Below are 16,336 nucleotides of genomic sequence, written 5' to 3'. Positions count from 1 at the left end.
ATCCCCGCAGGCTGCGTCAGCGAAGCCTCCGCAATACACCATTGCGATGAGTACAAATACTGTGTCTGACGCCAGCGATGTGCGCCGTGGCGATCTTGAAGTTTGTCAGCAGCAAATTGGCTATGCGTTTCGCGAGCCGCAGCTGCTGGAAGGCGCCCTCACCCACGCTTCGGGCGTGCAGCATCGGCTCTCCTCCAACGAGCGGATGGAATTCTTCGGCGACGCGATCCTCGGCATGGTCGTTTGCGAACGGCTGTTTCAGCAATACCCCGAATACTCCGAAGGGGAACTGACGAAGATCAAATCAGTCGTCGTTAGTCGCGATACGTGCGCACGGATGAGCGAAGCGCTCGGGCTCGATGTCCACCTCATTCTCGGCAAAGGGATGGCCGCCGATCCCACCGTTCCCCGTTCGGTGCTCGCCGCTGCCTTTGAGTCGCTCATCGCCGCGATCTACCTTGATGGCGGCATGCCGGCGGCCGAGCAGTTCATCTTGCGTCACGTCGACGGCGAGATCGAAGCGGCCGTGTCGTGCGAATTCGGCGGCAACTTCAAGTCGCTGCTGCAACAGCTCGCCCAGCGCGAGTTCGGCGTGACTCCCAACTACATCATGCTCGACGAGAAGGGTCCGGATCACAGCAAGTGCTTCAAGATCTCGGCCCAGATCGGCTCGCGGCGCTTCACGGCTGCGTGGGGCAAGAGCAAGAAAGAATCGGAACAACGGGCGGCCCACAACGCGATCAGCGAATTGCGTGAAGAGTCGGCGCCCTACCCGTGCGAGGACAGCGCGGGGAACGTCTCGGATGACGCCGCGGATTGAGCGGAGCTCGCCGCTCACGATAGATGCCGCCGACGTTCGCCGCGGCATCGGCTTCCCTGTCTTTCGCTACGCCATCCGGAGATTGAATTGATGAGTTTCTTCCGCCGCTCCGTCGCGATGATCGCCTGCGTCGGTTCGCTCGCCGTGACGGCGACCGTCGACGCCCAGACGTTCGTTGAACTGAGCCGCCGCTTGCCCTCCGACGCCAATGCGGTGATCGTCGTCAACGCTACGGCGATGTACGACAGTCCGTTGGGGAAGAAAGAAAACTGGCGGGAGAAGTTCGCCGACGCCGCCGAGTCGTCGCCGCTGATGCTGCCGCCGTCGACCGAGCGGGCCGTCCTGGCGGCGGAACTCGACATTGCGTCGCTGCGGCCCGAGTGGGAATCGGCCGTGATGACGCTGTCGGTCGATCCGACGCTTCAGCAAGTCGCGGAGCGGCATCATGGGATGGTCGACAACATCGGCAACGTGGCCGCCGTGTGGCTGCCCGCCGACGTTTGCGTGGTGAAGTTCGGGCCGAAGCTGTTCTCCATGCTGACCAACGCGAACCGCCAAGAAGCGACGCGGTGGATCAAGGAAGCGACCGACGCGAAGGAAGAGCCGCTCTCGGCCTATCTCGAACATTCGGTCAGCTACGCCGACACCGCCGGCACGCAAATGATCCTGGCCGTCGATTTGGCGGGCGCCTTGCGGACCGACGCGATTCGCGCCCAGGTCGCTGAATCGAAGATTCTCGATCCGCTTGATGAAGCGGCCACGGCCAAGCTGTTCGACGGCTTGCAGGGGGTAAAGTTCGGCGTCATCGTCACCGACAAGCTCAACGGCAAGCTGCAGTTCGATTTCGAAGGGGACGCCTCGGCGCTCGCTCCGGTGGCGAAGCCGCTGATTCTGGCGATCGTCGGCAGCGCGGGAGCGATGCTCGACGAGTTCAGCGATTGGAAAGCCGAAGCGAAGGGGACGAGCCTCTCGCTCGAAGGCGAGTTGACGCCGACCGGCCTGCGGCGGATTTTTAGCTTGCTGTCGATCGACGCCTCGGTGATCCGCGGTAGCGACCCGGTGGTCGCCGCCCAGACGCTGCCGGTCGCGCCGCCGAAGAAAACGCCGCCGCAAACGCCGGAGGAAATCGCCGCGAAGGCGTCGCTCCGTTACTTCAAAGCTGTCGACAAGTACATCGAAGATTCGAAGAATCTCAACCGCGCCGGTTCGCTACAGCAAGCGGCGCTGTGGCTGGAGAACTTCGCCCGGCGGATCGACAATCTGTCGACGCGCAACGTCGACCCGGATCTAGTGAAGTTTGGCGCCTACGTATCGCAAACGTTCCGCTACGTGGTCGACCAGGCCTATGGAATCGAAGACAAAATCGCTCAATCAGAGCAGCCCGAACAGGCCATGACTTACGAAACGGGTTATATCCCGACGTTTCGCACGGTGAATTGGGGCGGCTACTTCATGCGACAGTACGCCCCCTATTACAAGGCGACGTACAACGCTCAGGCCGACCGTGAAACGGCGCAGAAAAACGCCGACGCAACCTACGCGATGATGCAGGAAGCGCAGAAGACAATGGCCGAGCTGCAGAAGAACACCGAGACGGTTCGCAAGAACCTCACGGAGAAGTTCAAGCTGACGTTTTAATAGGTCGGGCTTTCAGCGCGACGGAACTCCACTCGAGCGCGTGCCACTGCTGGCTCATAGCGTTAGCGTTTCTGCGTCGAGCGTGACGACTTCTGCATCGCGGCCCGCTCCTGCGCAGCAGCCCGACGAGCGGCCATTTGCTCGGCCTGCCGCTCCTTGTTAGCGACGATCGCGTTGATGCGACCAGGGCTACCGACGTACAGCTTCGGGTCGTCGATCACGAACGGCGTCGACCAGGTCTGGCCGTCGCTGCGATTGCAGACGTCGAAGAAGTACGTGCGGAATTGCTTCGCTTGGTAGCCGTAGGGAAACTGCGAAGTTAGGTAGTCGGCTTCGGTGAGATCTTCGACGCCTTGCTTCGCGTAGTAGTGGACCATGCCGTCGGGCGAGAACGACATGCCGAGCGTCCACCAGCCAAACTCGGTGATTTCCTTGGCCGGGAAGTCGTGCCCCAGGCGATTGCTGCGGACGGTGAGATAGGCCGAGGCCTCCTTCGCGCCGCGCGTGCCAGCCGGACGGAAATGGATCCACATGCCGGGCCAGTAAGGCTCGACTTCGTTTTCCCGCGACAGGCTGAACAGGCCCTTCGTTTTGCCGACGGTCATCGTCGAAACGCTGGAACGGTAACCGAAGTGTGGGCCTGAACGTTGCTCCCATTGCTCCGCCGGCGGCAGATAAACTCGGGTGACGACGCTGGGACGCTCGGAGACGGGGATGCCGCCGCTAAGCCGCGAGACGCAGTTCGCGATCAAGTCGTCTTGGTGGACTTCACGAATGTTGCGGCCCGGAATATACGAGTTACGCGTCCGCATCAGCAGACCGTGCTCGCTCCCTTCGAGGCCCGGTTCAGGGAGCTTGATCACTTGCAGCTGATCGGGCTGACCGCGCTCCGGCCCTTCATGCCACTTGTCGTTGAGCGACTTGCCCATCGGGTAGCGAACTTGCTCGTCTTGCTCTCGCGAGCTCTTGGGATGGCGATGGTCGTACGACCAACCCGCTTCTTCAAAGTCGTCGCCGACGAAATTGATGCAGGCGCCGTTACCGGGAACGAACGCGGTAGCGCTCCGCTGCATGGCAGGCTTCGCTTGTTGCTGCGGCGGCGCCGACCGGACGGGTAGCGCATTGGCTCCGAACAGCGCGAACGTGCACAAACCGGCCGCGATGCGGCGGCGAACGAGGCGAGACATATCGTCACCCAGCGGGTTTTGGGCGGGCGCGCACCCTGAATGCGGGTCAAACAAAAGTGCGCGAAGAAGTTTGGGTCGTACCGCTGGTATCGGCAGAGAGCGGGGAGCGTCTTTGGCGAAGATCACGTAACGAGACGCTAGCATCGCCAGCATGCGAAATCACGTTCCGCTGTCGGCCCGCACGGGCTGCTTCGTCGTCTCGACTTTGGGCGCCCGCGCGACGGCGGGAGCCGACTGCGAGGACGGGTCGCTCGCCGTCGTCAGTTCGAACTCGCCCCCCAGAGCGGCGGTCGAATCGCCGCCGACCCACACCGCGAACTTGCCCGGCTCCAGGACGCTTTTCCCTTGGTTATCGAAGTAGCGCAAATCATCCGCAGTGAGGGCAAACTCCACCGCCTGCGACTCGCCGGGACGCAGATGGACGCGGCGGAACGCCTTCAACTCGCGTACCGGGCGGACGATGCTGGCGGCCAAATCGCGCACGTAGAGTTGCGCCGTTTCAACGCCGCTGCGCGTGCCGGTGTTCGTGATGCGAGCCCGCACCGCCAACGTTTGCTGCGGCCCAATCGCGGCGGCGCCAAGTTCGAAGCCGTCGTAGCAGAACGTCGTGTACGTGAGGCCGTAGCCGAACGGAAAGAGCGGGAAAGGATCGCCGTCCACGTAGTGCGAACGGTATTGGAACTCTGCCGGAAGATCTTTGCCCTGCGATTGCGATAGCGGGCGGAAGTCGGCAGGGCTAGGTCGGCCGGTGTTCGAATGGCTGTAGTAAAGCGGCACTTGGCCGACATGCTTCGGCATCGTCACCGGCAGTCGGCCGGTGGGAGCCGCATCGCCGAGCAGCAGGTCGACGATCGCTGGCCCCCCCATCGTGCCCGGGTGCCACGCATAAAGCACGGCGGCGGCGGCGTCGATCTCGGCGCCGATCGCGAGCGGGCGACCGGCAAGGACGACCATCGCCACCGGCGTGCCTGACGCAGCAACGGCTTCGACGAGCTTCGCCTGCGCTCCCGGCAGATCGAGCGTCATCCGACTGCGAGCTTCGCCGCTGAGGACCGCGTCTTCGCCGACGAACAGCAGCACGACGTCAGCCTGCTCGGCCGCTTTCTGCGCTTTCGCAAGTTCAGTCAGCCTGTTCGCATAACTCGACGTCATGCCAGCGACGTAGGCGATTTCCACGGTATCGCCCACCGCGTTGCGAATGGCGGCGAGCGGTGTGATCGCATCGGCCGGAGAACCATCGACCGACCAGCAGCCAAGTTGGCTCAGCGGCGCATCCGCGAGCGGGCCAATGACGGCGACGCGGCGGAGCTCTTCGCGATGCAACGGCAACGTCTGCTCCGCGTTCTTCAGCAGCACGATGCTTTCGCGTGCGGCGCGACGCGCCAACTCAAGCGAGCGCGGATGCAAGAGCTTGGCGCCCGGCCGCGGCGCGGTTGCCCCTGTAGCAACTGATTTCTCTGCGGACTGATTCGCCGAATCGTTCCGAGCGAGCTCTAACTTCAAACGCAGTACGCGGCGCACGGCGTTATCGAGTGCGGCTTCGTCGACCCTCCCCTGCTCCACCAACCGAGAGAGATTGTCATGGAACGTCGGGCTCACCATCTCCATGTGTACGCCAGCGTTCACCGCCTGCTGGGCGGCTTCCGCTTCGTCAGCGCTGAATCCATGAGCGACCATTTCGATTACCGAGTTCCAATCGCTCACCACGACGCCGGAGAATTTCCAACTGTCGCAGAGGACATCCTGCAGCAGGTAGGCATGGGCGGTGCCGGGGATGCCGTTCACTTCGCTGAACGTCGTCATGAACGTGCGGCAACCGACGTCGAGCGATGATTTGAATGCTGGTAGATGGATGTTGTGGAGGTCGGCGATGGAGAGCGAGGCCCGGTTGTAGTCGCGGCCTCCTTCCGACAGACCGTACGCGGCGAAATGCTTGGCGCAAGCGACGAGACCATGCAGACCTTCGTCGTCTTCTTGCTGAAAGCCGTGAACAACGGCTGACGACAGGGCGGCGGACAGGCGCGGATCTTCACCAAAAGTTTCGGCGATGCGTCCCCACCGCGGATCGCGGCCGACGTCGACCATTGGCGCAAACGTCCAGTTGATTCCCTCGCTGCTCGCCTCGTTAGCGGCGATGCGTGCGGCCTGCTCGACAAGCTCCGGATTCCAACTCGCGGCTTGTCCAAGCGGGATGGGAAAAATCGTGCGGTAACCGTGGACGACGTCACGACCGATGAGCAGCGGAATACCGAGTCGGCTTTCTGTTTGAGCGATTCGCTGGACTTCGACGATGAATTTGGAATCGGGGCAATTGATTAGCGAACCAACCTCGCCTTGGCGGAGCGATTCGACGAGTGCCGGCGTTAGCTCGCCCTGCTCTGGCCACACTTGGCACATCTGGCCGATTTTTTCGTCGAGCGTCATCGCCGCGAGAAGGCGATCAACTTCTGCGGCTCGATCAGCGGCCGCGGAGTTGAATTTCGCGATCGACTCACGAGGCTCCGCGGATGCATCTTGCAATGCTGCGGTTTTCTCGGCGGTAACCAGCGCCTCGTCTGCGAGGAGCTGGGGCGAACCGTTGCTCAAACCAATCAGCGCGGTTGCGAGAAGGGCGCAGCATTGCCGAAACTTGAACCCGATGCTCGCCTTCATACCGGGCTCGCTTCAGCAGCGACTGCCGGCAAGCGTCCGCTGCGCCAGTGCATCAGACCGACGAGGGTGGTGATCGTGAGCATCGCCGACGAGGGCTCCGGGATTTGGAGCGAGGCGCCATGGTTGTCAGGCGGCACGGTGGTTCCGTCCTGCGACTTCCAAATTTCGAGGTCGGCCGCGTCGACGACGCCGTCGAAGTTGAAGTCGCCTTCCGCGGGACCGACTGGCGATTCCTTCCCCATGTTGCGTTGCCAGATCAGGAAGTCGGCGCCGTCGATCGTGCCGTTACCGTCGGCGTCGGCGTAGTCGGGCAGGCTGAGGTTCTTGAACGAGAGGTTGTCGAAGTGAACCGCGCCGGCGGCGTTGCCGGTTTGCGTAAAGACGAGCGCGACGCGGGCTTCGACGGCGCCCGCGGGAGCTGTGGCCGTGAGATCGTGCGGCTGCCAGACATTGTTGGCTGTCGAGCCATTGACGATCGTTTCGACGAACTCGCCCAGCATCGCCGGCGTGCCGTACTTTCCGCCGAAGTCATTGTAGAACTCGATCTTCAGTTGCACCGAGTTGTTCGTGCCAGAAATCGAATCTTGCGAGCGGATGAACGACTCGACGGCGGCGGTGACTTGGTCGCCGCCGGAAACCGAGATTCCTTGGCTCACGCCGCTATAGTTCGTACCGCCGGCCGATTGGCCGAAGAGTTTTAGCGATGCGATGCCATCGGCGACCGCCTCGTTGTGGACGGAGACATTGTTAGTGTTAAGCCGATTGCCGAAAACCGTCCACCCGGCAAGGCTGCCGTCGTTTGCTTCGAAGCGACCATTTTGCAGGCGGAGGGGATCGTCGTTTCGCTCGAAAACGCGGACGTAGTCGATCAGAAACTTTTGCGGCCAAACGGTCGAGGCATCGGGTTGCTGGTCGCCAAGAAAGTCGCCGCCAACGGCCGTGTTGAGAATCGTCTGCATCGGCGCCGTCTGGTTGCCAATGAAGCCGCCGACGTCGGAATTGTATAGCGTGTAGTAGTGAACGTCGTCGACGTAGAAGCGAAGCTTCGTCTCGTCCCAATCGACGGCGAAGGTATGGTAGCCTTGGTGAAAGTTCACCGGTTGGCCGAAGCGTGCCGCCGTCTGCTCGCTGTACTTGTACTGATGGTTGTAGGGCGAAAAGGTGCCGTAGTGATACGCACTGCTCGTGAGCTGCGGCTGGCTGCCGCGGTTCTCCATGATGTCGATTTCGCCCTGATTCGGCCAAGTGTACTGCGTCGTATCGGGCAAGAGCCAAATCGCGGGCCACATCCCTTTCGAGGTTGGCAGGTCCGCGCGAATTTCCCAGCGGCCATACTGGTGGGTCCAATCGCTGTGGACGCGGCCCGAGCGGTACTGCTTGTTGCCGGAGGGCTGATTGGTCGAGGTGATGACCATGTCGCCGTTAGCTACGGTGATCATCTCGGGCAGGTAAGCTTGCCGCTCGTTGTTGTGGGGATTTTGAACCGTCTCGGGGGTCCACTTTGATTGATCGAGCGTTGTGCCGTCGAACTCGTCGTTCCAGATTTGCGTGTAGCCAGGAGGGGCGGCGACGGCCGTCGACGCCGCGGCGAGCCATGCGATAACGGCGAAGGCTTGCGCGCGGGCGAGACGATTGATCGGTGTTCGCGTCATGGTCGTGTTCACTACAGTCATGGTCTGTTTCGCCACTGCCCGTCGATCAATTTCTATTTACGCCCAGACGCCGCGGGAGCGCCTGCGGTGGTTAGCGCTAGATCTATTTTGTTGCTCCCGCGTTCGACGGTGAACTTGAGGCCGGAAGTTGCTTCGGCGGCGTAGTGCTGCGGCGTGATATAGGGACCGGGAGCCGGCGGGCCGGTGGTCGCCGGCGGGCCTGGCTCGCGCGAAACGACGGTGACCATGTATTCGCCCGGCTCAAGCCCGGAATCGCGATTCGTGGTTAGGCTGTAAGTGCCGTCGCTTTCGATGACGCCGGATGCCCGCATGCCGCCGTTCGCTGGTGTGAAGCCGACCATACCTCGTTCGATGGCTTTACCGTCAAGCGTCACAGTGCCCGAGACTTGCGAAGGCTTGCCGCCGCAGCCGATCAGCAAGATCGCGACGATGCCAAGTTGAACGCAGTGCCAGGCAGTTCGTAAGGGCATCATCAACTTTCGGATTTCCGTGTTAAGCGAAGCAAAAGTTGACTCACTGTTCACATGCGCCGTGACACGCGGAACGAGGGCGCCAAACTATCTAGGGAGTGAAGCCGTTTCGCCGCCGTTTCGCGTGGAGAGCGCACGGTAGAGTGCGTGGTCGATCCCCTCTGAAACAAATTGAATGGAGGCGTCAGCCATCGCGAATTGAACACCGCCAGGATGCAAGCTACGGAAGCCGCGAACATCCCACCAATTTTGAATAATCAGTTCTTTTTCACCCAATTGAAAATAATTGAGTTGCATGTTCGCAGACGCCCAATCGCCTTCGGAGAAGTACGCCATCGCGTGAAAATCTTGATCGGCCACAGCTTCGCCCACCATCAAGGTATTGCTAAGACCGTCTGAAATCTCTCGGAAGTTGATTGGGTCGTAGTAACTCATCTTCCAGAAGAGCCCGTTGCAGCCAAGATTCTGGAAGCAATCTGGAACCGACCCCCACTGGCTGTTACTCCACAGACCGCCGGCATTGAATACTTCCCCCACTGCCGTATCGCCAGCCACTCCTTTGTAACTCGTGGTCGCGGTCAGAGCGCCTGCAGTGCCGGCCACATTTCCCCAATGGTAATTCCCAATCCGAGGCGCCGCAGACGCGTCCGAGGGACACGTCAAGACCGGCAACTGATCATCCATGAATTGGCGAATCTCGGTACGCCCCATACCATTGCCGCTTCCGGTGATTGAGAACGTATTGTACGTGCCCGCAGGCTGCTCGAAGCCGGGCCTCATCCCAACGTACATTGCTTGCTGCTCAAGTTGCGGAAGAATGTCGACGATCCATCCCTTCCCATTAAGATTTGAAGAATAGTATTTTGAGGGAGACGCAGCTTCTTCGCCGCCTCCTGGCAGACGGTATGCCTCCTTGCCGACGTCCGCTTTGAAAAGAACGCTAAACGGAATGTGCTTCTTCGTATCGTGAAAGTTGTGAATCGCCAGCGCGATGTTCTTCACGTTGTTGCCGCACGACATCCGGCGGGCTGCTTCGCGCGCCGCCTGGACCGCTGGCAGGAGCAGCGCGACCAGGACGCCGATGATGGCGATCACGACGAGCAGTTCCACGAGCGTGAAGCCGCGGCGATAGGCTTGGCCATTCGTGGCGGGGGAGTCGACGTTCATGATCTTGAGAATCCTACAGATTGACTGAACAGTCGCGGTTTGAGCAAAACTCGCACGCTTTTCCAGAGACCAAATGGGAGAGACGTCGGCGGCTGCCCCCCGCCGACGTCACGCCATCGAAGCCTGGCGCAGCCCCCGGCAGCCAGACTTCCGTTTGCTACTGCTAACGCCGGCGGCGGCAAACGGCGCCGATGCACAGGCTCGTTACCGTCACCAGCGCCAACGCGGTCGGCTCCGGTACGCTGGCGATCGCCGGCGCCGCCCCAGGCGTGCCGAACTGGTTCTTCCAGACGGTGAGATCGTTCGCATCAACGTCACCATCGGAATCAGCGTCGCCGTTGGCTGCTACGGCGCCGGTCGTCATGCCGTAGCCGCGTTGCCACGCCAGGAAGTCGGCGCCATCGACGATGCCGTTCTTGTTGAAATCGGCGCTGCTCACGCCTTCGCTGAGCGTGGGGTTCGGATTGGCGTTCGGCGTCACGGCGGCGACGTTTGCGAAGACTTCGAACTGCAGGTTATCGAACCACAAGCTACCGCCGAGGTTCGTGTTCGCGAAATCGCCCCAGAACATGACGGCACGGACTTCTTCGACGTCGGCGACCGTGTAAACATCATCGGCGATGCCCCACCAATCGGCGTCGTTGACGGTGTACGAAGCTTCGATAAGCGTCCAGCTCGTCGTGTTCACCGTGCGGATACGTCCCTGGGAGGCCGCCGCGCCGTCGATGACCGAGCCATTCTTGTTGAGATCGATCCAAATGCCTTGGCCAAGATGCTGATCGGTATCGACGATCTTGTCGCCATAGCTCGGCTGGGGCACGCCGCCGCTGGTGTCGGCGTTCGTGCTCAACGCCTCTTTCCAGAATTCGAACTTGATGACGGGTTCAATTTGCGGGGCGGCGGTGATGTGGCTGTTGGGATCTTCGCGGACCCACATCGAAAATCGCAGGACGTTGCCGTTCTGCAGCTTGGCGACTTGGCCGTGGAGCGGGTCCGTCACCGGCGTGTTGCCGATCGTCGCGAAAACAGAATTCGGCGCGGTGGCATTCGGGACGTCGATGTTCACGTCCTGATTCGAACCACCGTCGAGCGACTGATTACGTCCATTCTCGCCGTTCGAAACGGGGACCGAAATGCCAGCACCCGAGTTGCCGGAGGCGCCCGCTTGCGTCTGCACCAGGATCTGGTTGCCGTTGTAAACGGCCGTGTCGGTTTGACTGTAAACCCCTCCGTACGCAAAAGCGTCGGTCTTGCCAAAGCCCAGGCCGTCGGCGTTCGGGTCAGTGTCGAGGACCGTGGCGTTGGCGCCGAAGAGCGTCGAGGCGCTGATGCACAATCCGGCAATCGCGCTGCACGCCAATGGAACGATTGCGCTGGTTCCCGCCGAGAATCGCATGGGGTACTCCAATAGCTGAATGAGGGGAGAAGCTGGGCGAGTAGACCGCCGCTAGGTCATGCGCCACGCATGGTCAATCGCGAGTAGGCCGGACGCAAAACGTCCGCTTCGAACTGACTTGCTGAATAGAGTGCTGATAAGGCCGCCGGGATCGCCTCGCGTCGATGCTCAGCGCCGCGGGCGGCCTTTGAGCAACAGCGAGTAACAAATCCGTAACGTTTTCTCTTGTATCCTGAATCACAATGCCTGTCAACGATTTTTCCGCAGAATCGTTACTTTCGCGACCGCAGCATTACAACCGAGAAAACAAGCATTTTAGTTGCCCATTTTTGATTGATCTCTGACCATTTCGTTCGTACCATGCAACAAGTGAAACAGTTTCAATACTTGTAACTCCCGGACCACCCATGGCCTCTATTCGCGACGTTGCCAAGGAAGCAGGCGTGTCGATTGCCACCGTTTCTCGCGTCATTAACGGCCGAGAAACAGTCGCTGCGCATCTACGGCAGCAGGTGATGGAAGCCGTCAATCGCTGCGAATACGCCCCCGCGGTCGGCGTGCGGACTCAGCATGCGGTCGCCCTGATCTACACTGGCCCCTTCACGCCTGGTTCGCCGTATGACTCGGCGTGCATCGACGGCATGGTCGAAGCGATGCGCGGCAGCCAGCACGACCTGACGATTGTCGATATTCGCCGCGACAAAGCGCGTGGCGAGACGTTCCGGCAATTTTTCGCCCGCAAGGGGATTTGCGGCGCTGTGCTACGCTCCACGGCGGCCGAACGCGATATCGTTGAGCAAATCGCCGATGAGGGCTTGCCAATCGTGGTGTTGGGAGACCATTTCCATCGCCCCGGGCTCCCCTTCATTTTCTCAGAATCGGCGGCGGCGAGCCGGCAAGCCATTGAGCATTTGCTGTCGCTGGGGCACACGCGGATCGCGTTCGCCGCGTGCGAGCGCGAAGATGGCGATCACCGCGACCGCTTCGAGGCTTATCGCTCGACCCTCGAATCGCGCGGCCTGCTGTATCCCGATCTCATCGGCAGGATTCCGCCCCATCGCTTGGATGGAGAAAAGCTTATCCGAAACTTGATGGGCATGCCCGATCGGCCGACGGCAGTGTTCATCGCCGATCCGCTGGTCGCCGTCGGCGCTATTAATGAAGCCCATAAAATGGGGGTGAAGATCCCCGAAGACTTGTCGATCGTCGGCTTCGACGACACCGACATGCGAACGCTGATCTACCCCAAGATGACCGCGATTTGCCAAGATTCGCGGATGCTAGGGCAGGTGGCGTTCGAGCGATTGTTGGCGAGAATCGCCGGCAGCGAGGCGGAGGCGACGACGGCGCGGAAACAGACGGCATGGCTCGAAATTAACGAAACGACGGCCCCGCCGCCTGAAATTGCCTACCACGTTCTTCCCAATCGGACGCGACTCGCCACGGCGCCGCGGGTGGGCTGAACGCGATTGTGCTCGCTTGGCGGCAGCACTCCGCCCGCAGCGGTCGCGTGCCCTGCAGTCCCTCGACGCCCACCCAATCCGTTCGGGGTCTTACGAGGTTTTCTTAGCCTGGGAATTGACGCGTTTCCCCCCATGGGCGGTACTTTTCCGGAAGTCGCCCGTACGCCGTTAGAGGTTTCCCTCCACGGCGGTTTCCCCTCGTCTCCTGCAGCTGTCGCGCTAATTGACTGCCCGGCCGGCAAACCTAGGTTTGCGGCAGATTTCACCACGCCGGCGCCGCACTCCCTGTGAGGCGGCGCGGCGCTTGGCAGTCAGCGGAAGATGCAGTGCGGCGACGATGGGCGTTTGGATCATCAGCGACAATACCGACCTCGGCGGCAGCGTCAAATCGCAAGTCGATGCGCTCCAGCTACGCTCGTCGCCGGCGCGGGTCCTGTCGACGACATCGGCGCTCACAGAAGTGATGAGCGTCGATGCGGCGCCGCACTTGATGCTGATTGCGGCGATGCGGGTCGACGAGCCCGTACTGCAAATCGTCCGCCAGCTGCGGGCCGGCAGCGCCGCGAAGCTGATCGTCGCCGCCATTGCCGCCGATCATTCAGCGGTGATCCAGTCCGTGCGAGCCGGCGCCGATGATTTCGTCAAACTCGACGAACAGTTCGGTCCAGAGTTGGCCAATGCGTTCCAGCGGCTGTCAGCCGCGGTCGACAAGAAGACGGGCGGATTGCTGCTCACCGTCATTCCCTCGCGCGACGTGGGCGACGGCGCCTTCCTGGCCGTGAACCTCGCCGCGGCGATCGCAGCGCTTCACGGCAAATGCGGACTGCTCGACTTCAACCTGCGCGGCGGCGATGCCGCCTTGATGCTGAAGCTGGCGCCGCGTCACACGCTGCTCGATCTCGTGCGACGGCGGCAGTCTGTCGATCAGATGATGTTCGAGCAGGCTGTAGTAAAACATGAGTCCGGGATCGAGTTACTTGCCGGCCCCGATCTATTTGCCGACACGCATGAGATTGATCCAGCGCTGTGCCGACAAGTGGTCGCCCATTCACAAGCAGCCCAGGCGTACTGCGTCGTCAGCATTGAAGACCTGCAGCATGCAGAGCAAATCGGGATCCTCTCGGAGAGCGATCGAGTCCTGGTTGCGACCCGGCTTGACCTTGTTTCGCTGTACCGGACGCAACGACATCTCGACTACATCCGCAAAAGCACGAACGCGATCGAACGGACGGTGGTGGTGGCCGCCGGAACCGGCTGTGCCGGCGAAGTTCCGCCGCGCGCCGCGTGCCGCATCTTGCAAGTCCCGGTCGTGCACCAGATTCCGGACGATCCCTCGGCGGTCACCGTGTCGCTGAACATTGGGAATCCCGCGGTCAGGGAATGTCCGCAATCAAAGGCATCGCGTGCGATCACAAAGTTAGCCGCCCTGCTGACCCCGGCGGTCGCGCCAGCGAAGGCCGCCGTACGCAGGGGCCTTTTGCCTTTCAATGCGGCGGCGTTGTTTGGTCTGCAGACTTCAACGACGACGGCGAAATAGCGTCGCCCAACGGCCCAGTAATCAAGAAAGAGTCATGACATGCTAGGAGCCAAGTGCGATCTGCCGACGCCGACGACGACTAACGATCAGCAGCAGCCATGGCATCAACTGAAGGTTGAGCTGCATGAGCAGCTGATCAGCGGGATGGATTTCGACGTCCTGCGCTCCGTCGATCCGGAGCGATTGCGGGCGGAAATTCGGCGCGGCGCCGAAGAACTCTGCAGCCTGCACGCCGATTTGCTGACTCGCGCCGAGCGAAACCAACTGATCGAGGAGCTGGTCGACGAAACGCTGGGCCTCGGCCCGCTCGAAACGTTGATGCACGATCCGACGGTCTCCGACATCCTCATCAACGGCGCCAAGTGCGTGTACGTTGAACGCCGCGGCAAACTGGAGCGCGTGCCCGTTCAGTTTCGCGACCTCGATCACCTCATCGGCATCGTGCAGCGGATCGCGGGGCGCGTAGGGCGGCGCATCGATGAATCGAGCCCGATGGTCGACGCCCGACTCCCGGACGGCAGCCGGTTGAACGCCGTCATCAAGCCGTTGGCGCTCGACGGGGCGCTCGTGTCGATCCGCCGCTTTCCGTCAAAGCCGATGACGACTGGCGAGTTGCTCCAACGACGCGCCGCCGCTCCAGAAATGCTCGATCTGCTCGCCGCGTGCGCCCGCGCGCGTTTGAACATCATGATCTCGGGCGGCACCGGCAGCGGGAAGACGACGCTGCTCAATGTTCTTTCCAGCTTCATCTCGCAGAACGAGCGGATCGCGACGATCGAAGACGCCGCTGAACTGCAACTGCAACAGCCGCATGTCGCCCGCATGGAAACCCGGCCGGCCAATCTCGAAGGGAACGGCGCCGTCACGGCGCGCGACCTCTTGCGGAACGCACTGCGGATGCGTCCTGACCGAATCATCGTGGGCGAATGCCGCGGCGCCGAGGCGTTCGATATGCTCCAGGCGATGAACACCGGGCACGAAGGGGGCATGACGACGATCCACGCGAATGAAACGCGCGACGCGCTCAGTCGCCTAGAAATGTTGGTCGGCATGGCGGCGCCTGAACTGCCAATGTGGTTCATCCACCGGCAAATTGCCTCGGCCATTCACATCATCGTGCAAGTGGCGCGCATGTCCGACGGCTCGCGCAAGATCACGCAGATCTCTGAGATCACCGGCATGAACGGCAACACCATCAACATGCACGACTTGTTCGTGTTTAAACAAACGGGCGTCGATGCCCAGGGACAAGTCGTCGGGCAATTCCACACAACCGGCATTCCGCCGCAGTGTGCGGAACGGCTCTCGCGATACGGGCTCCAGGCGCCAATAGCAGAGCAGCGCCCGCTCGATGCGGCCGATCGACTTCAATCGTTGAGGATTCGCTGATGTCGACGCTCTGGATCATCATCTTGGTGTTCGCCGCCGTCGCCGCCGCCGTCGCCTGCGCGGGGTCGATGTTCTACGACCATTACCTGCGCAACCGACTGGCCGTGCAGGAACGGGTCAAAGAACTCTCGGGCATCGGCGACTCGACGCGCTCGGCGTCGCTGTTCAAAGATTTGAAGCGACTCGCCGATCAAAGCATCCAGCGGCGAACGTTTCGCGAAATGGTCGATCAGCTGTTCGAACAGTCTGCGACGACGCTAACGCTACGCCAAGGCATTGCACTGGCGCTGGGACTGGCCGTTGGCTTTAGCTTGCCGGCGGCGCTGTTCGCGCCGCTGACGATCCCGCTCGCCGCGTGCATCGGCTTCTTGCTCGTCCCGTTGGCGCTGTACGTCAAGCGATTTTCTCGGCAGAAGAAGCTGAGCCAGCAACTGCCTGAGGCCTTTCAGATGATCAGCCGATCGGTAACCGCCGGCCAGACGGTGCCGGCGGCGCTGCGCATTATCGCCGACGACTTCGACGAACCGATTTCGGAAGAGTTCGCACTTTGCTACGAGCAGCAGAACCTTGGCATGAGTCGCGAAACCGCGCTGCGTAAACTGGCGCAGCGCACGGGCATTATGGAATTGCAACTGTTCGTGGTCGCTCTATTGGTGCAGGAGCGATCGGGCGGCGACCTTGTCGGGTTGCTAGATAATCTGGCGACGATGATCCGCAAACGACTCAAGCTTCAGAATCGCATTCGGGCGCTCACCGGCGAAGGCCGCATGCAGGCGATCGTGCTGATTGTGCTGCCAATTGCCGCGCTAGGCGCCATGCTCGTGCTGTCGCCCGAATACGCACAAAGCTTGCTCGACCGGCCGTGGTTGCTCGGAGTCGCGGCGGGCGCCCAAACACTCGGCGCCCTGTGGATCCGCCGCATCGTGAACTTCGAGGTCTAGTTC

At 61.5% G+C, this 16,336-nt stretch carries 12 protein-coding genes; 6 read left to right on the top strand and 6 right to left on the bottom strand.

Translation table 11 applies throughout. The features are described from left to right. Nucleotides 1-46: 46 nt before the first annotated feature. Nucleotides 47-820: a ribonuclease III gene (gene rnc / locus PLANPX_RS11890; protein WP_152098944.1), complete on the top strand. Its 774-nt coding sequence runs from the start codon at nt 47-49 to the stop codon at nt 818-820. Nucleotides 821-910: 90 nt separating this feature from the next. After that, on the top strand, nt 911-2,458 hold the full coding sequence (locus tag PLANPX_RS11885; protein ID WP_152098943.1) for a hypothetical protein: 1,548 nt from the start codon (nt 911-913) through the stop codon (nt 2,456-2,458). Between the two features lie 62 nt (nt 2,459-2,520). Here PLANPX_RS11885 and PLANPX_RS11880 read toward each other — a convergent pair whose 3' ends face one another. The 6 genes from PLANPX_RS11880 to PLANPX_RS11855 form a co-directional block, all read right to left on the bottom strand. Then, a complete protein-coding gene (locus tag PLANPX_RS11880; RefSeq protein WP_194175123.1) occupies nt 2,521-3,645 on the bottom strand; it encodes a hypothetical protein in 1,125 nt (374 codons plus the stop codon). 159 nt (nt 3,646-3,804) lie between these two features. Continuing rightward, the gene (gene bglX / locus PLANPX_RS11875) at nt 3,805-6,297 is read right to left on the bottom strand and encodes a beta-glucosidase BglX (protein ID WP_152098942.1); all 2,493 of its coding nucleotides are present in this window, start codon (nt 6,295-6,297) and stop codon (nt 3,805-3,807) included. Beyond that, a complete protein-coding gene (locus PLANPX_RS11870; protein ID WP_172992007.1) occupies nt 6,294-7,949 on the bottom strand; it encodes a family 16 glycosylhydrolase in 1,656 nt (551 codons plus the stop codon). Before PLANPX_RS11870 ends, bglX begins: the two co-directional genes overlap by 4 nt. A gap of 53 nt (nt 7,950-8,002) precedes the next feature. Continuing rightward, nucleotides 8,003-8,443: a hypothetical protein gene (locus PLANPX_RS11865; RefSeq protein ID WP_152098940.1), complete on the bottom strand. Its 441-nt coding sequence runs from the start codon at nt 8,441-8,443 to the stop codon at nt 8,003-8,005. Between the two features lie 84 nt (nt 8,444-8,527). Next, on the bottom strand, nt 8,528-9,607 hold the full coding sequence (locus PLANPX_RS27675; RefSeq protein WP_152101857.1) for a DUF1559 domain-containing protein: 1,080 nt from the start codon (nt 9,605-9,607) through the stop codon (nt 8,528-8,530). A gap of 163 nt (nt 9,608-9,770) precedes the next feature. Next, entirely contained in the window at nt 9,771-11,003 is a 1,233-nt protein-coding gene (locus tag PLANPX_RS11855) for a hypothetical protein (RefSeq protein ID WP_152098939.1), read from the bottom strand. 407 nt (nt 11,004-11,410) lie between these two features. Here PLANPX_RS11855 and PLANPX_RS11850 point away from each other — a divergent pair, with 407 nt between their 5' ends. From PLANPX_RS11850 to PLANPX_RS11835, 4 genes are all read left to right on the top strand, one after another. Continuing rightward, nucleotides 11,411-12,466: a LacI family DNA-binding transcriptional regulator gene (locus PLANPX_RS11850; RefSeq protein ID WP_152098938.1), complete on the top strand. Its 1,056-nt coding sequence runs from the start codon at nt 11,411-11,413 to the stop codon at nt 12,464-12,466. A gap of 337 nt (nt 12,467-12,803) precedes the next feature. Continuing rightward, nucleotides 12,804-14,003 (top strand): AAA family ATPase, encoded by a 1,200-nt coding sequence (locus tag PLANPX_RS11845; protein ID WP_152098937.1) that lies wholly within the window; start codon nt 12,804-12,806, stop codon nt 14,001-14,003. A 39-nt stretch (nt 14,004-14,042) separates the two neighbouring features. Continuing rightward, nucleotides 14,043-15,392 carry a CpaF family protein gene (locus PLANPX_RS11840; RefSeq protein ID WP_152098936.1) on the top strand — a complete coding sequence of 450 codons (1,350 nt, stop codon included), beginning with the start codon at nt 14,043-14,045 and terminating at the stop codon, nt 15,390-15,392. Further along, on the top strand, nt 15,392-16,333 hold the full coding sequence (locus PLANPX_RS11835; RefSeq protein ID WP_152098935.1) for a type II secretion system F family protein: 942 nt from the start codon (nt 15,392-15,394) through the stop codon (nt 16,331-16,333). Before PLANPX_RS11840 ends, PLANPX_RS11835 begins: the two co-directional genes overlap by 1 nt. The last annotated feature ends 3 nt before the right edge of the window (nt 16,334-16,336 follow it).

The organism is Lacipirellula parvula (assembly GCF_009177095.1).
Classification (GTDB): Bacteria; Planctomycetota; Planctomycetia; order Pirellulales; family Lacipirellulaceae; genus Lacipirellula; species Lacipirellula parvula.
This window is presented reverse-complemented; position numbering and strand designations above follow the sequence as displayed.